A 20,735-nucleotide genomic window follows, 5' to 3' on the forward strand; every position below is an offset into this window, starting at 1 on the left:
AAAGCATAGTTTTAGCTCTTTAAAAAATATATCATAAATTAAATTTAATAATTAGCGATTTTATGGTATTATTACCACATCTTAATGTTAGGTTATAATATGAAAAAAGCTGTTACTATTTTACTTATTATTGGTTTTATCATTATTGGATATTTCTTTTTTCAAAAACAAAATTTGCTTAAAAACAATGAACTTGTTTTTTATGGAAATATTGACTCACAAACCTCAACACTTTCGTTTAGATTTTTAGGTGAAATTTCAGAAATTTATAAAGATGAAGGCAATCTAGTTAAAGCTGGAGATAAGCTTGCAGAACTTGATAAAAGTTATCTTTTAAATAAACTAGATGAGCTAAAATCTCAAATTTCATTAAATGAAATAAAACTTTCCAAGCTTCAAAAAGGTTTTAGAGAGGAAGATATAGCTAAAGCAAAGGCAAATTTAGATATCTCAAAAGCAAGTTTAAATGAAGCAAGGATAAGTTTTAATAGACAAGCAAAACTCATAAAACTAAAAGCAACATCACAAGATGCCTATACAAAAGCTAAATCAAACCTAGAAGGTCTTGAAGCAAATTTCAATCTTGCAAAAGCAGAATATGAAAAGCTAAAAAATGGTTATGAAAAAGAAGATATAGCTTCACAAATCGAACTTATAAACTCACTTAAAATAAATGCCGAAAAAATTAAACTAGATATGCAAAACTACTCACTTACTTCACCAATTGATGGTGTTATACAAACTAAATTTAAAGAAATTGGTGAGATTTCAAACCCAGGCGAACCAGTTTTTGAAATATCAAAAAAAGATAATTTTTTTGTTAGAGCATATATAGATGAGCCATATATGGGAAAAATTAAAATTGGAGATGAGGTTTTAGTGTATTCAGATATTAAAGATGAACCATATAAAGGTCACATTAGCTTTATTTCAAATATAGCTGAATTTACACCAAAAAATGTCCAAACTATAAAACTAAGGGCTGATTTGGTCTATAGATTTAAAGTAGATATTGATCAAAGCGATGATAAGCTAAAACAGGGAATGCCAGTACATATAAAACTAAAATGATAAAAGCTGTTAATTTAGAAAAGAAATTTAAAAACACAATTGCAATTAACAATATAAGCTTTGAAGCAAAAAGTGGTCTTATAACAGGCTTGATAGGACCTGATGGAGCTGGAAAAACAACACTTTTAAGACTTCTTGTTGGTCTTATGAAGCCAACTTCTGGAAACCTTGAAGTACTTGGCTTTAAGATGCCAAACTCAAGTAAAGAATTTTTATCAAGTATTGGATATATGCCTCAAAATTTTGGACTATACGAAGAGCTAAGCTGCTATGAAAACTTAAAACTTTATGCTACTTTGCAAGATATTCAAAACCAAAATGATAGAATAAATGAACTTTTAGAGTTTACAAAACTAGCTCCATTTAAAAATAGATTTGCTAAAAATTTAAGTGGAGGAATGAAACAAAAGCTTGCACTTTCTTGCGCTTTAATAAGAAAACCAAAACTTCTTTTATTGGATGAACCAGGAGTTGGAGTTGATCCAATAGCTAGAAAAGAGCTTTGGAAGATGGCAAAAGAACTCCAAAAAGATGGCATTACTATAATTTGGGCAACATCATACCAAGATGAGGCAAATTTATGTGATGAGATTATAATGCTAAATGAAGGTGAAATTTTACTTCATGAAAATCCACAAAACGCTAAAAAAATACTTCAAAATAGAGTATTTTTAATAAATACTGATGACAAAAAAACATATCTTGATACTCTAAAATCAAACCCAAATATATTAGATGCCTCTATTTTAGGCGATGATATAAAATTTAGTATTAAAAAAAATGCTAAATTTGAAATTCCAAAAAATGCTAAGACTATAGAACCAAGTTTTGAAGATCTTTTTTTAGATCTATTAAACCCAAAAAATATAAAAATTTCATCTTTAAAAACAGATATTTTAAAAAGCGATAAGCCAGTTATAGAAGCTATAAATTTAACTAAGAAATTTGGTGATTTTACAGCTACAGACAGTATAAATTTTAGTGTAAATAGTGGAGAAATTTTTGGGCTTTTAGGACCAAATGGAGCTGGTAAATCAACTACATTTAAAATGCTTTGCGGACTTTTAAAACCAACTAGTGGAAAAGCATTGGTTCTAGGTCAAGATTTATACGAAAAAGCTCAAGAAACTAAACAAAAAATAGGCTATATGGCGCAAAAATTTTCTCTTTATCAAAATTTAAATTTAACTGATAATTTAGATTTTTTTGCGGGAATTTATGGCTTAAAAGGAAAACAAAAAAAAGAAAAAATTGAGCGAATGATAGAAACTTTTGAGTTTAAAAAATACCTTAAATCAACTGTTTTAGAACTTCCACTTGGTATAAAACAACGCCTTAGTTTAGCTTGTGCGATAATGCATGAACCATCAGTATTATTCTTAGATGAGCCTACTAGTGGAGTTGATAGTGTAACAAGGCGTGAGTTTTGGACTCATATAAATACTCTTTCAAAAAATGGAGTAAGTGTTATGGTAACAACTCATTTAATGGATGAAGCCGAGCTTTGCGATAAAATAATGATAATTTATAAAGGCAAAGATATAAAAACTGGATCACCTAGTAAAATAAAAAGTGATATTAAAAACAATGCAACAATGGAGGAAGCTTTTATAAAGCTTGTAAAAGATTATGAAGATTAAAAATATTAAAGCAATTGCCTATAAAGAAACTTTGCAAGTTTTTAGAGATCCAAGTTCTATTTTAATTGCTTTTATCTTGCCATTAATTTTGCTTTTTTTGATGGGGTATGCTGTTTCGCTTGATTCAAAAAATATTAAATTTGGTATAGTTTCTCATTCAAATCTCACAAAGGATTTAATATCAAATTTTATGGCCTCAAAATTTTTTAATACTGAAGTTGGGAGCAATAAAGAAGAATTTATACAAAGAATTAAAAAAAATGATATAAAAGCACTTTTAATAATAGAAGATGATTTTTATAAAACACACAAAATTCAACTTTTATTAGATGGTAGTGAGCCAAATACAGCAGGACTTATAGCAAAATACTCAAGCCAAATCATAAAAAATTGGGAAATTCAAAACAAAATAACAAGTAAACTAGAAAAAATAAATCCTATAAACTTACAAACTCAAATGAGATTTAACTCAGAAATTTCAAGTAGATATTTTATAATACCAGGTTCAATTGCAGTTATAATGACACTAATAAGCACACTTTTAACCGCTTTAGTAATAACAAGAGAGTGGGAGAGAGGCACGATGGAGGCTCTTTTAGCAACACCAATTAGTATGAATGAAATAATAATTGCAAAACTTATTCCATATCTGTTTTTAGCCTTAGGCTCTATGTTAATGTGCTTTTTAGTCGCATTTTTTTGGTATAACGTTCCTTTTAGAGGTAGTATTTTAATACTTGTAATAATGAGTATTATATATCTTTTTCCATCTTTAACTATGGGTCTTTTTATCTCATCTTTAACTAAAAATCAATTTGTATCCGCTCAAGCTGCCATAATAGCTGGTTTTTTACCTGCTTTTTTAATATCAGGAGCTATTTTTGAGATAAACAATATGCCTGAATTGCTTCAGTATTTTTCATATTTAATTCATGCAAGATATTTTGTAAGCTCACTTCAAACAATATTTTTAGTAGGAGATGTATATAAGATATTTATATTTGATATTATTGGAATGATTAGTGTTGGAGTGTTGTTTTTTATACTTGTAAAATTTAAACTAAAAAGGAGCTTGGATTGAGACTTCTTGCACTTATTAAAAAAGAGTTTTTATCTATAATTAAAGATAAGCAAAACTCAGTTATTGTTTTTTTGGCTCCACTAATTCAGCTTTTAATTTTTTCTTTTTCAATAAATTTAGACATTAAAAACATAGACTTAGCTATTTTTAACCAAAGCAATAGCGAACAAACAAAAGAAATCTTATATAAATTTGAAGGCTCAAAATATATTAGAAATATCTATATGGTGAAAAGTTATGAAGAAGCAAATAAACTATTAGAGCTAAAAAAGGCTATTTCTATAGTTGTTTTTCCACCAAATTTTGGAATTAAAGATAATAATATACAGGTAATATCTGATGGACGCCGCTCAAATTCAGCCCAAATAGCAGAAAGCTATATCCTATCAATGACAAATAAAAACAATAATCTTGAAATTAGAAATTTATATAATCCAAATTTAAATAATTATTGGTGGATTTTGCCAAGTGTTTTTGGCTCAGTTAGCCTAGTATCAGCTTTTGCGCTAACTGCTATGTCAATAGCAAGAGAAAGAGAACTTGGTACTTTTGATCAAATTTTAGTATCTCCTCTTTCAGCACTTCAAATAATGCTTGGAAAACTTATCCCTGCGATAATTATAAGTATTTTTAATGCCACTATTATACTTTTAATTGCATTTTTTGGTTTTAATATACCATTGGTTGGAGATTTATGGCTTTTGTATCTTGGAGTGATAGTATTTTTATTTAGTGTTTGTGGTATTGGTCTTTTTGTCTCATCAATATCAAAAACACAACAACAAGCAATACTTTATACTTTTGTATTTTTACTACCTTCATTTTTATTATCAGGCTTTGCAACTCCTGTTGAAAACATGCCAAATTGGCTTGAGCCTTTTACAAATTTAGTAACTTTAAAATATTACTTGCTATTTTTAAGGAGTATATTTTTAAAAGATATAAGCTTTATCGATAGCTTAGAATACTTAATACCTATGTTTTTAATAGGCGTAGCCTCTTTTATATTTGCAATGCAATTTTTCAAAAGAAAAAGTAGTTAAAAATTTAACTACTAATTTTGTTTTAAATTTATACCTTGATAAAAAAATCACTTTATCAAGCTTTGAAGCTGATATATGTATATTAAATTCATAATTTATATATTAATTCAAAATTTCTTTATTTAGCTACGCAAAATCATTAAAAACCAATTTTTATCCTTTTAAAAATATTAATTTAAAAGCTAAAATTTTATATAAAAATTCCTAAAAAATTTAATAAATATAAGCTATAATAATGATATTGATTTTTATAAAAAGGAAAAAAATATGGAAAAGATAAAATTTAGCGATGGAGTTAGTGAGACTTTACTTATAAATTTATATTTTAGAAGTCTTGAAAATTTAGTTAAAAAGCCTATTTTAAAAGATGAGTTTTCAGGTGAAATTGTTAAACACTTAGACTATGATTTTTCTAAATTCGATAAAAGTAAATTGAGCCGTGTTGGAACAGTAATTAGAGCTAAATTTTTTGATGATGAAATTTTAAAAATAGCAAATGAAAATAAAAATTGTGATTTAGTCATCATTCAAGTTGGAGCTGGGCTGGATACGCGCCCTTTAAGACTTGAAAGTAAAATTTCAAACGCTATTTTTTACGACCTTGACTTGTGTGATGTTATAAATTTGCGTGAAAAACTGGTAAAAAAAGCTAAAAATAATTTTTATATAACATCATCAATGTTTGAAACTACTTGGATGGATGAGCTTGTTAGTAAACATAAAAATGCTAAATTTATCTTTGTATTAGAAGGCGTTACAATGTATTTTGAAAAGCCTAAATTAAAAGAGTTTTTTAAAAATTTACTTGATAGATTTCAGGGTGTTTTAATGGCTGATTTTTTAAATAAATTTGCTGCAAATTTCCCTCAAAGCCGCCATGATGCCATGAAATTTATAAAAAATGCAAAGTTTAAATTTGGAATTGATAGCGAAGATGAAATTTTAGAATTTGATGACAGGCTTAAATTTATTAAAAAAGGTGCAATGTTTGATATGTATAAAAATAGATGGGGAATTTTAGGTTTTATTTTAAGAAATTTCGTTCCAAAAATTAAAAACTCATGCGATATGTATATTTTTAAACTAAATTAAAAATATACAAATCTTTAAAATCAAGCAAAAGAGAGCGAAATTTTAACTCTCTTTTTTAAAAAAGCGGTGGATTTTAGCATTTATTTTTAGCCACTCTTTTAGCTCATATATCGGATGACCGGCATATTGTTTAAAGCCTTCTAAATTTTTACTAACCCCACCTCTTGCTGCTATTTGAGCAAAATCTCCAACTTTTATATGCCCAACAGAGCCACTTTGTCCGCCCATTACAACATTTCTACCAAGTATTGTTGAGCCAGATATCCCTGTTTGTGAAACTATTAAGCAATTATCTCCAAGTTCACAATTATGTCCTACTTGAACAAGGTTATCTATTTTTGTACCTGATTTTATTATGGTTGGCTTAAAAACACCTCTATCTATCGTAGTTCCAGCTCCTATTTCAACATCATATTCTATTATTACATTTCCATTATGATGAATTTTTACATGTTTTCCATCTTTTGTATGAGCATATCCAAAACCATCACTTCCAACAACGCTATTTGCATGAATTATGCAATTATTTCCTATAATTGTATCGTTATAAATAACAACATTTGGATAAATAATGCAATTTTTACCTATCTTTACATTATCGCCAATATAAGCTCCAGGCATTATTAAAGTATTTTCATCTATTGATGAGTCAAACCCAACATAAGCATTTTTCATTATTGTAGCTGTTTTATCAATATTTGCTACATTACCATGCCTAATTAATTCTTTTTTAAAATATTTGCTTAAAATAGCAAAACTAAGATGTGGGTTTTGGCAAACTAAAACTCTAATATGCTCTGGAACATGATTTAGCATTTTTTCACTTACTAAAACAGCCCCTGCTTTAGTATGTTCTAGAAATTTGATATTTTTTACTCCATCGCAATAACTAAGCTCATTTTCCAAAGCCAAATCAAGTGAGTTTATAGCCTTTATATCAAAATCATCACCGCTAAACTCAATATTTAATATTTCACAAATTCTACTAAGCAGCATTTTACATCTCCATTATAACTGAACCACTTCTTACTATATCAATCGGGTTATATTTTTTCATAGTTTTTACAAAACTATCTATTCTAAGCGAGTCATCACATGCCATAACTATTAAAATTTCATCATTGCTATTTGCAACGCTTCCATTATATGACTTTAAAACGGCATCAAGTCCTGATAAATTTTCTAAAAGCGAAATTTTAACTAATGCCATCTCTTTTTCTACAAATTCCCCATCTTCTATAACTTTATAAATTGGAATTAACTTATAAAGCTGTTTAACTATTTGTTCAAAAACTTTAACATCGCCACTTGTTACAATACTAACTCTTGAAAATTCTGTATTTGGAACAGGAGCAACAGTTAAGCTGTCTATGTTATATCCACGACCAGAAAAAAGACCTACTATCCTAGATAAAACACCGTGCTCGTTTAATACTATAACTGAAATTAATCTTCTTTTATCTTTCATTTTTAAAACCTTATTTAAGTATCATATTATATAGTGCACCACCAGCTGGAACCATAGGAACAACATTTTCAAATCTATCTATTCTTGCATCAATCAAAGCTGTCTTTTTGCTTTTGATGGCTTCTTTAAGAGCGTTTCTAAACTCATCTTTTGTATTTGCGACAAAACCTTTTCCGCCAAAACTTTCAATTAATTTCACAAAATCAGGCTGATTGCTAATGTCAGTTGAAGCAAATCTTTCTTTGTAAAAAAGACTTTGCCACTGTCTTACCATTCCTAAAAATTTATTATTTAAAATTATGTTTATGATAGGGAGTTTGTTTTCACAAATAGTTTGAAATTCTTGCATATTCATTAGCACTCCACCATCTCCGTTAAAATTTACCACAATACCATTTTTATTTGCCATCGCTGCTCCAAGAGCTGCTGGAAGACCATATCCCATAGTCCCTAAACCTCCACTTGTTAAAAGTGTTCTTGGGTTTTTAAAAGGATAGTATTGAGCCACCCACATTTGATGCTGCCCAACATCAGTTACTACAATAGCTTTTTCATCATCTATAATTTTAGCAGTTTCTTCTATAACCCATTGTGGTTTTAAAACTTCATCGCTATCATTAAATTTAAGAGGGTGAATCTTATCATAAGTTTTTAAGGTATTTCTCCACTCTTTAAATGAGTTAGAATCAACTTCATTTTTTAATAATGGTATTAAATCCTCAAGCACATTTTTTATATCTCCAACTATAGGATAATCAGCATTTACAATCTTAGAAATTGAACTTGGATCTATGTCAATATGAATAATTTTTGCATTTTTTGCAAACTCGCTTAATTTTCCAGTTACTCTATCATCAAATCTTGCCCCAATACAAAATATCAAATCAGCCTCACTCATAGCCATATTTGCAGCATATTTGCCGTGCATTCCAACCATTCCAAGATTTAATTCATCATCGCTTCTTAAAACTCCAAGTGCCATTAGTGTTTCAACTGCAGGAATTTTTGAAATTTCTGATAGTTTTCTAACCTCATTTGTTGCATTTGAGCTAATTACTCCACCACCTAAGTATAAAAGAGGTTTTTTTGATTTTGATATTAAATTTACAGCTTTTTTAATCTGTCTTTGATTTCCTTTATAGGTTGGTTTATATGTTTTCATTGAAATTTCTTCTGGATAGCAAAACTCACCAAGAGCAGCACTTATATCTTTTGGGATATCAATGTGAACTGGACCAGGTCTGCCACTTCTTGCAATATAAAAAGCCTCTTTTAATACTCTTGGAAGCTCTTCAATAGTTTTTACTAAATAATTATGCTTAACACATGGTCTTGAAATTCCAACAGCATCAATTTCTTGAAAAGCATCTGTTCCAATGAGTGAATTAGCTACTTGGCCACTTATTAATACAAGTGGTATTGAGTCCATATATGCAGTTGCAAGTCCTGTTATTGTGTTTGTAAATCCAGGACCACTTGTTACTATGCAAACTCCAACTTCTCCAGTTACTCTTGCATATCCATCGGCTGCGTGGGCTGCAGCTTGCTCATGTCTAGTTAAAATAAGTTCAAAATCTTTCTCATCATAAGTTGCATCAAATATATTTAATGCTGCCCCTCCTGGATATCCAAAAACTACTTTTACGCCTTCGTTTTTTAGTGCTTGCATTATCATTTGCGAACCAGTAAGCTTTGACATTTTGTTTTTACCTTTAAAATAAAATGCAATATTGTATCAAAACAATATTAATTTAAAATGATAAATTTAGTTAAATTTTACAAATTTTTAGACTAAATTTGGCTAAATTTATATGCTTTTTATAAAATTATAACTACAATATATAAAAATAACAATTCAAAGGAGTTTTTATGAAAAATGGACTATTTATTTTAAGTAGCGATAATGTAAATAAAAGTGAGTCTAAAACCCTATCATTTATAAAAGAAATTTTTAGTACTAAATTTAAAAAAATAGCTATTTTTTCTCCACTTTATAATGAGCATATATCTTCAATAAGTTGTTTTTGCAAAGATGATTTGCAAAATTGTTTTTCAAATCAAAAAGAACTAAGGTTAAAAACAATAAAAAAATATGAAGAAATTTTAGAAAAAAATGACTTTGTTATCATCATAGGTGATAAAAATAAATTTAATACAAATTTAGCAAAAGATATTAATTTGCCTATTTTAACAGAGTATTTAGATGATGATGAGGCAAAATTTGATGAGTTCAAAAGTGCTTTGGATTTTTCTTATAGTGTAGCTGATAAGATTTATTTTAACAAAAGTGATAAATTTGTTTCAACTAGTATTTTAGAGGTAAAACCTGAAATTTTCTTTGATGAGTTAGAAAATGCAAAAACAAATTTCAAAACTCCAATTAAATTTGAATATGAACTTTATAAAAAAGCAAAATCAAATTTAAAAACCGTAGTCTTTCCTGAAAGCGAGGATGAGAGAATTTTAAAAGCATCTGATATTTTGCTTAAAAAAGAGGCTGTAAATGTCATTTTACTAGGCAAGCCTGATGAGATAGATAAAAAAGCAAAAAATTTAAAGCTAAACCTCTCAAAAGCAACAATTATCAATCCTTTAAAAAGCGAGCTTTTAGATGAGTTTGTAAATGAGTTTTATGAGCTTAGAAAACATAAAGGCATAACTTTAGAAGATGCAAAAAAAATTATGCTTGATAAAAACTACTTTGCAACAATGCTTGTTTTAGTCGGAAAAGCTGATGCCATGATAAGTGGCGCTGTTGGAACTACGGCTGATACTATCCGCCCTGCTTTGCAACTTATTAAGACAAAAGAGGGAATTTCAACAGTTAGTGGGGCTTTTTTAATATGTTTAGAAGATGAGGTTTTAGTTTTTGGGGATTGTGCTGTGGTGCCTGAGCCAACTGCTAAAGAGCTTTGTGATATTGCCATATCCCTATCATCTACAGCAAAATCTTTTGGTATTGAGCCTAAAATCGCACTTCTTAGCTACTCAACTGGTGAAAGTGGCAAAGGAAAAAGTGTCGATAAAGTAAAAGAGGCTCTGAATTTAGCAAAAGAGAGTTTGGGCGAAGATGTCGATGGACCACTTCAATTTGACGCTGCAATTGATGAAAAAGTAGCGAAGAAAAAAATGCCAAACTCAAAAGTAGCAGGCAAAACAAATACCTTTGTCTTTCCAGATCTAAACTCAGGAAACATCACCTACAAAGCAGTTCAAAGACTTACAGGATGTGTTGCAATGGGACCGATTTTACAAGGACTAAAAAAACCAGTAAATGACTTAAGTAGAGGTGCGAGCGTGGAAGATATCGTAAATACAGTGCTAATTAGCGCAATTCAAGCAGGAAATTGATATGAAAATTTTAGTATTAAACTCAGGAAGTAGCTCAATCAAATTTAAACTTTTTGATATGAATGGGCGAAATGCCATTTTAGATGGCTTTATCGAAGAGATTGGAAGCGAGCACTCTAAAGTCAATATAAACTATGGCAATGAGCTTTTTGTAAAAGATGTCGCCATAAAAGACCACTTAGAGGGCATGGACTATCTAAATATTTTTTTTAAAAAGAGTAAAGTTTTAAAAGATTTTAGCGAACTTGATGGCATAGGCCACAGAGTTGTTCATGGGGGAAATAAATTTCAAGACTCAGTCATTATAGATGATGAAGTTATAAAAACTATCGATGAACTTTCAGAGCTTGCCCCACTTCACAACCCTGGGCATTTAGCAGGAATTAGAAGTGCTATGGCTGAAGCGCCAAATGTCCCAAATGTAGCGGTATTTGACACAGTTTTTCACCAAACAATGCCGCAATATGCCTACATGTATGCAATTCCGTATGAATATTACGAAAAATATGGCGTTAGAAAATATGGCTTTCACGGAACTTCGCACAAATATGTTACCGAACAAGCGGCAAACTACATGGGAATAAGACTTGATGCCTTTAATGCCATCTCGCTTCACATTGGAAATGGCGCAAGTGTAACTGCCATAAAAGGTGGAAAGAGCATAGATACCTCAATGGGAATATCGCCACTTGAAGGACTTATGATGGGAACAAGAAGCGGAGATATCGATCCTGCAGCGCTCTATCATATCGCCAAAATAACAAACAAAAATCAAGCAGAAATTGACTATATGCTAAATAAGGAAAGCGGACTTTTAGGAATTTGTGGTATGAGTGACATTAGAAAAGTAAAGAGAATGATTTTAGATCATGATGATGAAAGAGCAAAGCTAGCTTACAATATGTACATGTATAGGATCACAAAATATATTGGCTCATACTTTGCCATAATGGGCAGAGTCGATGCTATCATCTTTACAGCTGGAGTTGGCGAAAACTACGCTCACTTAAGAGCTGATATCTGTAAGACGATAAATCACTTTGGCGTAAATATCGATGATGATTTAAATGAGTTAAAAAGCAACTCAATTAGATTTATAACCAAAAGAGACTCAGTTATAAGGGCTTTGGTAGTACCAACAAACGAAGAGCTTGCCATCGCACTAGAGGTTAGAAAACTTATCAAAAATAAGAATTTCATCTAAAGTAAAGGATAAATTATGCTAAAAGATATGCTTTATATAACAGCGGGTGGGTTTTTAACCATCAAAGACAGAGTTCAAAAAGAACTAAATGCTCTTGAAAATCGTGGCAAAATCACAAAAGAGGATAGCAAAGCCTTTATAGACAGACTTTATGAAAGAGCTGAGGCCGAGCACAGACAAAATATGGAGTATTTTAAAGAAGTTGCTAGTGAGCTAAATTTGGCAAGCAAAGATGACATAGCAAGAGTTGAAAAAAAACTTGATGAGATTTTAAAAAAGATGAAAAGCTAGGTAAAAATGACAAAAAATCTCTATAGTCCGCTAAGAATCTATAAGATTTTTCATCTTTTACTAACATTTTATCTACTTATTAAAAGGCGTGAGAGCTTTTTGTTTATAAAGAGCATAAAAGCCGATAAAATTACCTCTTACATCAATTATCTTGGACCGAGCTTTATAAAAATGGCGCAAGTTTTAGCCACAAGAAGTGACTTTTTCCCGCCTAATTATCTAAATGAGCTTAAAAAAATACACGATAATTTGCCACCAATGAGCCAAAGTGAGCTAGAGAAAGTTTATGAAGACAAAGGTTTTATAAATTTTAACAAAACTCCAATAGCAAGTGCCTCTATTGGGCAAGTACATGAGGCTTTTTTAAAAGATGGTAGTAAAGTTGCCATAAAAATAAGGCGATATAATATCGAAAAAATAGTAAAAACTGATATAAAAATCATCTCTTTTTTAAATGTAATTTTTAAGCCACTTTTTTCGCACTATACAAAAAACTCAATAGAAGCTGTAATTAGCGAGTTTGCAAGCACTATTATAAAAGAAACTAGTATGAGAATAGAGCTTACAAATTTAAAGAAATTTTCTAAAATTTACCAAGATTCAAACATCATTTTTCCAAAATATTACGAAGAGCTTAGCAACGATAATATGCTTGTAATGAGCTTTGAGGAGGGATTTAGGTTTGATGATAGAAAAAATATTGAAGAGTTTAAAATTGATATTAAAAAAGCGATAAATGACCTAGTTTTGTTTTATGTAGAGCAAATGCTGATTCGGGGCTATTTTCACGCTGATCCTCATCCTGGAAATGTCTTTATAAATAAAAACTCGCAGATAATTTTGCTTGATTTTGGTATGGTAAAATCAGTCTCAAATGAGACTAGACTTAACATAATCTCGCTTTTAAAAGCTGCAAATGAGCAAAACTATGAAGAGTATATCGCCGCTTGCAAAAATCTTGGAATTAGTGCTTATGAAACGCCAACTACGATGCTTGCTGAGTTTGTGGAGCAAATTTTTGATATATTTTCAAATGACTCACTTAGCAAAACAACAATGCAAAATTTAGCCTTTGAAGTTATGGCAAATACCGCTAAATTTCCCTTCAAACTCCCTGCCGAAGCTATCTATATCCTAAGAGTAAGTGCCATTATAGAGGGTCTTGGCACTAGTTATTTAGAAAATTTTAACGGTATAAAAGATATACTTCCAATCTTAGTTAAAAATATCCCACGAGCAGTTGGTGCAAAAGAGACTTTAGTTGATACTATTTTTGATGAATTAAAGGAGCTTCCGCAAAACCTGCACTATATAAAAACAAGTTTTCACAAGATAAGCTCGGGACAGATAGAAACAAATATCTCTAAATCACAGCTTGAATACTTTAAAAAGGCGATTGATGAAAAGGTTAGCGAGCTTATTTTTGGACTAGTTTTAATCCTAACTTCATTTTTTATCCTGCTTTTAGATGATGGTTTTAAATTTATAGCCATTGCTTTTTTTATAGCTGGAGTTTTAAGGCTGATTTATAAAAGATAAATGCTTTGTATATTAAAATATTTATAACTTTTTGAAAGTTAGCTTATAAATAAAAAATTTGAAAATAAAAAACCTTTGCTGATAATTGAATGACAACCTTTATTATCTCTTCCTACCAAAAATTTTCTTTTTTATATTTTCATAAGCTTTTTTTGCTCTAGTTTTTGGATTATCTATTAAAAATTTAGTTGAGTTTTTATCATAATTTTCATTTATTATATCCTTTGCTAGAAAAACTTTTATAGTTTTTTTGCCATTTTCAAAAACTGGATTTATCCATAAAGGATTATAAAAAACATCGACTATTTTAGTGGAATTTTCATCTTTTGATATTAAAATTTCATAAGCAACGCTTTGCTCACTTTCTATATTACCAATCGTTTCAACCCTTTGATTTGATATGAAATTTCCGCAAGAATACGCTATAAAGCCATTTTGATTATACCACGCAATCTCTTGTGAAACATGAGGATGATTTCCAATGATAGCATTTGCACCAAAACTAATAATTTTTTTGGCTAAATTTTGCTGATTTTTGTTTGAATAACTTTGATACTCTATACCCCAATGTGGAAAAACAACAATAAAATCAGCCCCGTAATTTAAAAGTTTGTCAATATCACTTTTAATTTTTTCTTCATCCAAGAAATTTAATAAACTTTTTTCTTCAGAATTTAGCGAGTTTTCAAGCCCATTATAACCATACGAATAACTCAAAAGCCCTATTTTAACACCTTTTACTTCTAAAAGTTTAAATTTATTTCCTTTTCCTGTGCCAAAATTAAAAAGTCCGGCATTTTCTATAGCCTCATTTGTTGTTAAAATACCATCTATTCCACCATCAAGAGCGTGATTATTCGCTGTTGATAGAGCATGAAAACCAGTATCTTTTAAGGCTTTAAAAATTTCAGCTGGAGTATTAAAAAGTGGATATCCCTTATAAATTAAATTTGGATTTGATGAGCTTTCAAAATTTCCAATAACCAAATCACCACTTTTTAAAAATTCTTTAATATTACTAAATTGCGGCGAAAAATCAAACTCACTACTATTTCTATCATAAGCATAATCAAGCTGTGGCTTATGTGTCATAATATCACCAGTAACAATGATTTTAATAACACTTGCAAAAGTAAAATTTATAAATAAAATTAAACTTAAAAAAAATTTCAAATTTCAACCTTAAAAAAAATCGATAAATTATAACTATTATTCATTAAAACTAAGTTATTTTAAATTAAATTAATTTGCGATGTATTCAACAAATAAAATATGTGAACGTTGTACTATATTCACAACGATCAACAATAACTTAAAAGATTTCATATAAAACTTGGCGCGTCATTTGAAAACAGTATTAAATCCCCAGCTTTTGTTTTTTCGCTTAATGTTTTTATAAGATCGTTTTTGTCTTTTAAAATAAACAGTTTATTTTTATCACAAATTTCACTAAAAATCTTTGCATTTAATTCACCAGTTACGATAATTAAATCAAAAATTTCATTTATGATTTTCGCTAAGTTTTCATTCATCTGTTTTGTGGCTTCTACTATTCCTGGAGTTACGATAACTTTATTCCCATCATATTCTCTAACAAGCTCATAGCTTGCACTCATACCTTCAAAATTTCCATTAAAGCCATCATCTATTATAAACTTAGGTGTTTTTGATACGATTTGAAGGCGGTGCTCTACACTTTTTAAATTTGAAATTTTTAATTTTATTTCATCTATTTTTAAACCTAAAAATTTCGCCACACATATACAAACTGCTAAATTTGAAGCATTAAAAATACCTAAAATTGGTGCATGAAATTTATAACTTTCATCAAATTTCATCTCAAAACTAACGCCATCTAAATTTGCTTTGATATTTTGTAAATACTCATCATAAATAACTATTTTATCATCATCTTTTTTTAAGGTTGAGCTATGTAAAAAAGCCTTTTTAAGTCTTTCTGAGTTTAAGGCTTCAAGTTTTGTTTTTCTTATATTATCAATACTTTTAAAATATTCAATATGTTGACTTCCTATCTCACCAACAATAACAATTTGTGGTTTTAAAAATTTTGTTATCGCATCAATATCGCCATTTTTCCTAGCGCCAGCCTCTGCTATGTAAATTTGCACATCGGTATTTAAATTTTCATTTATGTCTTTTACTAAGCCCATTAATGTATTTACACTTCTTGGGGTCTTATAACAATTAAATTTTTCATTTAAAATTTGATATAAAAAATTTTTAATACTTGTTTTTCCATAGCTTGCTGTAATTTGTATGATTGTTAAATTTGGCATACTTTCTAATTTTTTTTGTGCTTTTTGCATATAAATTTTCGCATTTAGCTTTTCAAAGCAAAAACTTATAAAAAAAGATATAAAAAGAGGTGCAAAGACTGGAAGAACAAATGCTTTTTTAAACAAAATAATATCTAAAAACAGAGTTGTTAAAATTAAAATTAAAAAAAATCTTTTAACTCTTGAGGTAAAAACTAATTTTTTATCAAGTTTTTTATGCCAAATAATAAGACTTGGTAATAAAATAATATAAAAATATATGAAAAACAAATTTTCATTTATAAGTCTTAATCCAAAATAACAAACTATTGGAATAAATAAAAAAATCAGATGCCAAAGAGGTTTAGTAAAGTGAAAAAATACTCTTTCAAATTTATAAGAAAACCACTGAAGAGTTGTTATAAGGTAAAAACCTAGAGATAAAATTAATAAAAAATGTGTAAGAAATTTTAAAAAAATCATTTTTTATCCTCTTCTTTTTCAATTTCTTTTAAGGCTTTTTGAACTTTATATTTATAAATATCGCTAAATCTAATCGCTCTTTTTTTTCTTTTTTTTGAATCATCTTGAGCTAAATCAATATTTTTTGTGTCATTTTCTACACTTTTTTCAGATTTGTTTTCTAAAATTTGTGTATCCTTATCTGCTTTATCTATGAGTTTTTCGCTTTTAGAATCATTATTTAAAACTTCTTTGCAATCTTCATCTTTTGGTATTTTTCTATCTAAATTAGGCTTATTATCTATTTTTTTTCTTTTTACAACATCACTTACTAAAACTAAATCTTGCACAACTTCATCATCAGATAAATCTTTTTCATCTTTTTTTGCATTATTTTCATTAATAACTATTTCATCTATTTTTTTATCATTATCGTTGTTGTTAGCTTTTTTTGCTTTGTTATCTTCTTTAAATTCATCTTCTTTATTAAATTCTTTATTTTTTTCTAAACTTGTTGAGGCCTCTTTTTTTGCTATATCTTCATTTAATTTGCTATCTTTTTTTTGCCCTTGAGCAACATCTTCATTTTTTTTATCATCTTGATATTCTCGCTCATAAACTTCTAAAACCTCATAATCATCATCTAATTTATCATAGATAAATTTATTTCCAATGATTGGCCCTTGCATGGTTTGGCTATTTTTATCTTCTGTTTTAGTTTCATTTTTTGTATTTATTTCATCAAGGTTTTTTGTTTTACTAAAATCATTTGTTATGATTAAATCTTTCTCATCTTTTTTTTGATTTAGCTCATCTGATTTTTTATTTTCGTTGTCGTTTTTTACTATATCTACATCTTTTTCTTGATTATTGGTTATTTTTTTATTTTTTGAATTTTTACTGTTTTTTTTAGGATCATTCGTTTCGTATTCTCGCTCATGAACTTCTAAAACCTCATAATCATCATCAAATTCATCATAAATAAATTTTTTATCTTCACTTGATTTATCTATTTTTAATTCACTATTTTCATTTTTTTCATTAATATTTTTAAAACTATTTTCTATAGTATCTGAAATAAATTTAGAATGTATTAAAAAGAAAAAGTGATCTCCTGCGAGTGGAAAAAACTCACTATTTTTAATTAGCCTATTTATTGTTTTGCCACTTTCAAGACTTACAGCTTTATCACCCTCACCCCAAAAAATAAGCGTTTTAGCTCTAGTTTTTGAAAAAATCTCTCTAAAGTCTTCATCAACTACATTTTTTAAAGTATCATACATAACTCTACTCATTCCTGCGACATCTTTTGTAGCAAAGAGTTTATAAAGTCCTGCGAAACCAAATATTTTTAAAAATTTATAAAGTTTTATTTTAAATTTTACTATAAAAGGCTTTTCTTCAACGATTCCAGCAGTACTTAAAAGAACTAAATTTTCTGGTCTTAAAAGAGTTGCTATCTTACCGCCAAAACTATGACCCATAATAATATCTGGCTTTAGTTTTAATGAGCTTAAAAAAACTTGAACAATTTTTGCATATTTTATAGAATCAAGCTCATAAAAAATATCGCTTCTCCCAAAACCGGGTAAATCTATATAAATTTGCTTAAATTCATTAAGGTAAGAGCCAAAAGCTTTCATCATTATCTCTTTATTTGCACCCCAACCATGAATTATTAAAATAGATTTTTCTTTGTCTGGATTTTTAATTTCATAGCTGATTTTATAAGTTTTAGCCAAGTATGAAATTTCTCTAATCGCCATCTTTGTGCCTTTTTTGTGAATATACTATATCCAAAAGCTCAACAGCACGCTCTAGTCTTTCATACTCTTTTAGGCTAAGCATAACAGCTTCAAATTTATTATTTTTAACAATAACAGCTTTTTTAAGCTCACCATCACTGACTTTTGATAAAACCGCACTGAAATTCCTTACAACTTCAGTTGCGGTATAAATTTCATCTTGTTTAAAACTAGGCATTTACAACCTTTACATAAAATTATATGTAAAATTTATCATATTTTTAGTTAAATTTTACTTATAAACAGAAATTGATTTTACATAATTATAATCTATCTCTATTTTTTTATAACTTGGCAAATTTCTAGCTAAATCATAAAGTCTATCTTCAAAGTTATCAAACAGATAATGAGCTAAACTTCCTGGATTTGTATTTATCTCATTTAGATAAATTTCATCATCAATTATAAAAAAATCACATCTTATAAGGCTTCCATCAAATCCGTATGAATAAATTTTAGAAAAAGCTTTTCTTAATTTTTCTTTTAATTTTTCATCTAAATTAGCTTCTTTTATGGTCTTACTATCACTAAATCTCAAGTATTTTTGATCAAAATCTAAAAATTCATCTTTATTTGGCTCTTCTATCATAGAAAATTCCATCTTTGAGTCTGCTTTATAACCAGCTAAATTACACTCTCTAACACCTTCAAAAAAAGGTTCAACTAAAAGCGTATCATCAAACTCAAAGCTCTTATCAAGTGCATATGTAATCTCACTCTCATCTTTAACGATGCTTATACCAATACTGCTTCCAAGAGTTGCTGGCTTTAAAATAAAAGGTGGTTTTATAGTTATTTCTTCATTTCTTTTTAAAATTTGATAATTAAGAGTTTTTACTCCTGTTATATTTGCTAAAAATTTAGTTAAAACTTTATCATAACTTAAAATTGCTGGTTTTAGTCTTGTACCTATAAATTTAACATCAAAAAACTCAAATAAAGATGCTAGTTTTCCATCTTCTCCATCACATCCATGGATTAAATTTACATAAACTTGAACATCTATTTTTTTGCTACTAAAAGCACCTTCGCTAAAAAAACCACCATTTTTAAGTATAAGTTTTTTTGATTTTTTATACTCAAAGCTGCTAAAATATGTAGCTTTCATATTTTTTGGATCTATTAAGTAAAAATCTCTATCTTTATCACAAAAAATAAATTTAACCTCTTTTTTCAACACATCTTTTAAAGTTATAGCTGATACTATGCTTATTTCATGCTCATAACTTTGTCCACCAAATACAAGTCCTAAATTCACTATTTTTCTCCTTATTTATGCTAATTTTTTTAATGCTTCTTTTATAAGATCTGCTGTATTTTGAGCTTTGCAAGTTGGTAAAATTTTAAGAATTTTATCTCTTTTAAAGCCTAAACTTTCAAGTGCCATTATGCTTTCGCTTTTATAACTTTCTAAGTTTTGGCTACTTATTAATTTTGCATCACTTAATTCTGCTATTATCTTTCTAGCAGTTTTAAGACCAATCCCAGGAACTGTCGTAAGAACCTTTGTATCGCCATTTATAACAGCACTTGCAAAATCACAATATTTTAAAGTAGAACAAACTGCCATCGCAGTGCTTGCACCAACACCACTTACTTTTAAAAGAACTTCAAACATCATTTTTTCATCACTGTCTTTAAAGCCATATAATAAATTTGCATCTTCTCTAACGATTTGTTTTATTAATAAAGCTGTTTCTTCGCCCTTTATAAGGGTTGCTGAGCAATTTAATGAAATGATAATTCCATAGCTTATTCCGTTATTTAGCTTTATTACGGCCATGCCAGGCTCTAATTTAGTTAAAATACCTTCAATCTCAACTATCATTTTCTTCCTTTTAAATTTCTATTTTATCTCTTTAATAAGCTTATTTAAAGCCTCATTTACTGAAATATCCATATATTTTAAAATCGTATCAGTTGAAGGATCTGGCACAAAAGTGTGGTTTTTAATAACACCTGATTTTAAAATTTCTGAGTTTTTAACAAGCTCATATCCCAAAATAACTTCAGCTTGATCAAAATTTACTTGCAAAGACAAAAGTGAAGTATTTAAAATTAACGCATCTTTTGTAGGTCTAAAAATTTGCTCAAATTCACACTCTGATGAAACTGCACTAACAATTCCTTTATAAACCATCTCACTTGGTGTTGTGATATATTTCGCATCATCAACATAGATTATATTATTTTTACCATCTACAATTAAAATATTTCTACTATCGGCTAAATTTAAAGCTTGTATATTTGCAACATAAATTCTTTTTGGATTTTGTAATTTATTATTGCAAACCTCGCCTTTATAGGTCATCTCGTAGTATCTTATGGGATGTGCTTTTTTACCTAAACAGCCACTTAATAAAACAGCCACGCAAGCTGTTAATAATATCTTTTTATACATTTTCTTCCTTT

Annotated in this window: 18 protein-coding genes and 1 pseudogene; 9 read left to right on the forward strand and 10 right to left on the reverse strand. The window is 28.7% G+C overall.

The annotated features are described in order from the left end of the window. Window positions 1-99: 99 nt before the first annotated feature. The 5 genes from HMPREF9309_RS06245 (at window position 100) to HMPREF9309_RS06265 (ending at window position 5,927) form a co-directional block, all read left to right on the forward strand. Window positions 100-1,071 carry an HlyD family efflux transporter periplasmic adaptor subunit gene (locus HMPREF9309_RS06245; RefSeq protein WP_016647079.1) on the forward strand — a complete coding sequence of 324 codons (972 nt, stop codon included), beginning with the start codon at window positions 100-102 and terminating at the stop codon, window positions 1,069-1,071. Then, window positions 1,068-2,711, forward strand: a complete 1,644-nt coding sequence (locus HMPREF9309_RS06250) for an ATP-binding cassette domain-containing protein (RefSeq protein ID WP_016647080.1) — start codon at window positions 1,068-1,070, stop codon at window positions 2,709-2,711. The genes HMPREF9309_RS06245 and HMPREF9309_RS06250 overlap by 4 nt, the downstream gene beginning before the upstream one ends. Then, window positions 2,701-3,792, forward strand: coding sequence for an ABC transporter permease (locus HMPREF9309_RS06255; RefSeq protein WP_016647081.1), 1,092 nt, complete (start codon window positions 2,701-2,703; stop codon window positions 3,790-3,792). The genes HMPREF9309_RS06250 and HMPREF9309_RS06255 overlap by 11 nt, the downstream gene beginning before the upstream one ends. Then, window positions 3,789-4,835 carry an ABC transporter permease gene (locus tag HMPREF9309_RS06260; RefSeq protein ID WP_016647082.1) on the forward strand — a complete coding sequence of 349 codons (1,047 nt, stop codon included), beginning with the start codon at window positions 3,789-3,791 and terminating at the stop codon, window positions 4,833-4,835. The genes HMPREF9309_RS06255 and HMPREF9309_RS06260 overlap by 4 nt, the downstream gene beginning before the upstream one ends. A gap of 267 nt (window positions 4,836-5,102) precedes the next feature. Next, complete coding sequence (locus HMPREF9309_RS06265) at window positions 5,103-5,927, forward strand: class I SAM-dependent methyltransferase (RefSeq protein WP_016647083.1); 825 nt, start codon at window positions 5,103-5,105, stop codon at window positions 5,925-5,927. Between the two features lie 42 nt (window positions 5,928-5,969). On the opposite strand, the gene lpxD is transcribed toward HMPREF9309_RS06265, so the two are convergent. Genes lpxD through HMPREF9309_RS06280 form a run of 3 tightly spaced genes read right to left on the reverse strand, consistent with a single transcriptional unit; the run spans window position 5,970 to window position 9,094 of the window. Next, window positions 5,970-6,923: a UDP-3-O-(3-hydroxymyristoyl)glucosamine N-acyltransferase gene (lpxD, locus tag HMPREF9309_RS06270; RefSeq protein ID WP_016647084.1), complete on the reverse strand. Its 954-nt coding sequence runs from the start codon at window positions 6,921-6,923 to the stop codon at window positions 5,970-5,972. A 1-nt stretch (window position 6,924) separates the two neighbouring features. Beyond that, a complete protein-coding gene (gene ilvN, locus HMPREF9309_RS06275; RefSeq protein WP_016647085.1) occupies window positions 6,925-7,395 on the reverse strand; it encodes an acetolactate synthase small subunit in 471 nt (156 codons plus the stop codon). 10 nt (window positions 7,396-7,405) lie between these two features. Then, window positions 7,406-9,094, reverse strand: coding sequence for an acetolactate synthase large subunit (locus HMPREF9309_RS06280; RefSeq protein ID WP_016647086.1), 1,689 nt, complete (start codon window positions 9,092-9,094; stop codon window positions 7,406-7,408). Between the two features lie 170 nt (window positions 9,095-9,264). On the opposite strand from HMPREF9309_RS06280, the gene pta reads away from it, so the two are divergent. The 4 genes from pta to HMPREF9309_RS06300 are packed head-to-tail and all read left to right on the forward strand — an operon-like array spanning window position 9,265 to window position 13,780. Continuing rightward, a complete protein-coding gene (gene pta, locus HMPREF9309_RS06285) occupies window positions 9,265-10,746 on the forward strand; it encodes a phosphate acetyltransferase (protein ID WP_016647087.1) in 1,482 nt (493 codons plus the stop codon). A 1-nt stretch (window position 10,747) separates the two neighbouring features. Continuing rightward, the gene (locus HMPREF9309_RS06290) at window positions 10,748-11,950 is read left to right on the forward strand and encodes an acetate kinase (protein WP_016647088.1); all 1,203 of its coding nucleotides are present in this window, start codon (window positions 10,748-10,750) and stop codon (window positions 11,948-11,950) included. Window positions 11,951-11,965: 15 nt separating this feature from the next. Continuing rightward, the gene (locus HMPREF9309_RS06295; protein ID WP_016647089.1) at window positions 11,966-12,241 is read left to right on the forward strand and encodes a hypothetical protein; all 276 of its coding nucleotides are present in this window, start codon (window positions 11,966-11,968) and stop codon (window positions 12,239-12,241) included. 6 nt (window positions 12,242-12,247) lie between these two features. Continuing rightward, on the forward strand, window positions 12,248-13,780 hold the full coding sequence (locus HMPREF9309_RS06300; protein WP_016647090.1) for an ABC1 kinase family protein: 1,533 nt from the start codon (window positions 12,248-12,250) through the stop codon (window positions 13,778-13,780). 102 nt (window positions 13,781-13,882) lie between these two features. On the opposite strand, the gene HMPREF9309_RS06305 is transcribed toward HMPREF9309_RS06300, so the two are convergent. From HMPREF9309_RS06305 to HMPREF9309_RS06335, 7 genes and pseudogenes are all read right to left on the reverse strand, one after another. Then, a complete protein-coding gene (locus HMPREF9309_RS06305) occupies window positions 13,883-14,953 on the reverse strand; it encodes a CapA family protein (RefSeq protein ID WP_016647091.1) in 1,071 nt (356 codons plus the stop codon). A 149-nt stretch (window positions 14,954-15,102) separates the two neighbouring features. Beyond that, window positions 15,103-16,539 carry a Mur ligase family protein gene (locus tag HMPREF9309_RS06310; protein WP_016647092.1) on the reverse strand — a complete coding sequence of 479 codons (1,437 nt, stop codon included), beginning with the start codon at window positions 16,537-16,539 and terminating at the stop codon, window positions 15,103-15,105. A 1,034-nt stretch (window positions 16,540-17,573) separates the two neighbouring features. Next, a pseudogene (locus HMPREF9309_RS09265) lies at window positions 17,574-18,284 on the reverse strand (alpha/beta fold hydrolase); the annotation flags it as partial. After that, on the reverse strand, window positions 18,274-18,501 hold the full coding sequence (locus HMPREF9309_RS06320) for a type II toxin-antitoxin system prevent-host-death family antitoxin (protein ID WP_016647094.1): 228 nt from the start codon (window positions 18,499-18,501) through the stop codon (window positions 18,274-18,276). The gene HMPREF9309_RS06320 and the pseudogene HMPREF9309_RS09265, both read right to left, overlap by 11 nt. A 54-nt stretch (window positions 18,502-18,555) precedes the next feature. Continuing rightward, window positions 18,556-19,581 carry a D-alanine--D-alanine ligase gene (locus HMPREF9309_RS06325; RefSeq protein WP_016647095.1) on the reverse strand — a complete coding sequence of 342 codons (1,026 nt, stop codon included), beginning with the start codon at window positions 19,579-19,581 and terminating at the stop codon, window positions 18,556-18,558. A 15-nt stretch (window positions 19,582-19,596) separates the two neighbouring features. After that, window positions 19,597-20,151: a Holliday junction branch migration protein RuvA gene (gene ruvA / locus HMPREF9309_RS06330; protein ID WP_016647096.1), complete on the reverse strand. Its 555-nt coding sequence runs from the start codon at window positions 20,149-20,151 to the stop codon at window positions 19,597-19,599. Between the two features lie 18 nt (window positions 20,152-20,169). Next, on the reverse strand, window positions 20,170-20,724 hold the full coding sequence (locus tag HMPREF9309_RS06335; RefSeq protein ID WP_016647097.1) for a hypothetical protein: 555 nt from the start codon (window positions 20,722-20,724) through the stop codon (window positions 20,170-20,172). Window positions 20,725-20,735: the final 11 nt, after the last annotated feature.

This window comes from Campylobacter ureolyticus ACS-301-V-Sch3b (genome assembly GCF_000413435.1).
Taxonomy (GTDB): Bacteria; Campylobacterota; Campylobacteria; order Campylobacterales; family Campylobacteraceae; genus Campylobacter_B; species Campylobacter_B ureolyticus_A.

Coding starts and splice junctions, on each gene's coding strand:
- HMPREF9309_RS06290 (WP_016647088.1), top strand. CDS start 10,748: ATGAAAATTTTAGTATTAAACTCAGGAAGTAGCTCAATCAAATTTAAA.
- HMPREF9309_RS06335 (WP_016647097.1), bottom strand. CDS start 20,724: ATGTATAAAAAGATATTATTAACAGCTTGCGTGGCTGTTTTATTAAGT.
- HMPREF9309_RS06300 (WP_016647090.1), top strand. CDS start 12,248: ATGACAAAAAATCTCTATAGTCCGCTAAGAATCTATAAGATTTTTCAT.
- HMPREF9309_RS06245 (WP_016647079.1), top strand. CDS start 100: ATGAAAAAAGCTGTTACTATTTTACTTATTATTGGTTTTATCATTATT.
- HMPREF9309_RS06250 (WP_016647080.1), top strand. CDS start 1,068: ATGATAAAAGCTGTTAATTTAGAAAAGAAATTTAAAAACACAATTGCA.
- lpxD (WP_016647084.1), bottom strand. CDS start 6,923: ATGCTGCTTAGTAGAATTTGTGAAATATTAAATATTGAGTTTAGCGGT.
- ruvA (WP_016647096.1), bottom strand. CDS start 20,151: ATGATAGTTGAGATTGAAGGTATTTTAACTAAATTAGAGCCTGGCATG.
- HMPREF9309_RS06280 (WP_016647086.1), bottom strand. CDS start 9,094: ATGTCAAAGCTTACTGGTTCGCAAATGATAATGCAAGCACTAAAAAAC.
- HMPREF9309_RS06320 (WP_016647094.1), bottom strand. CDS start 18,501: ATGCCTAGTTTTAAACAAGATGAAATTTATACCGCAACTGAAGTTGTA.
- HMPREF9309_RS06265 (WP_016647083.1), top strand. CDS start 5,103: ATGGAAAAGATAAAATTTAGCGATGGAGTTAGTGAGACTTTACTTATA.
- HMPREF9309_RS06295 (WP_016647089.1), top strand. CDS start 11,966: ATGCTAAAAGATATGCTTTATATAACAGCGGGTGGGTTTTTAACCATC.
- HMPREF9309_RS06310 (WP_016647092.1), bottom strand. CDS start 16,539: ATGATTTTTTTAAAATTTCTTACACATTTTTTATTAATTTTATCTCTA.
- pta (WP_016647087.1), top strand. CDS start 9,265: ATGAAAAATGGACTATTTATTTTAAGTAGCGATAATGTAAATAAAAGT.
- HMPREF9309_RS06255 (WP_016647081.1), top strand. CDS start 2,701: ATGAAGATTAAAAATATTAAAGCAATTGCCTATAAAGAAACTTTGCAA.
- ilvN (WP_016647085.1), bottom strand. CDS start 7,395: ATGAAAGATAAAAGAAGATTAATTTCAGTTATAGTATTAAACGAGCAC.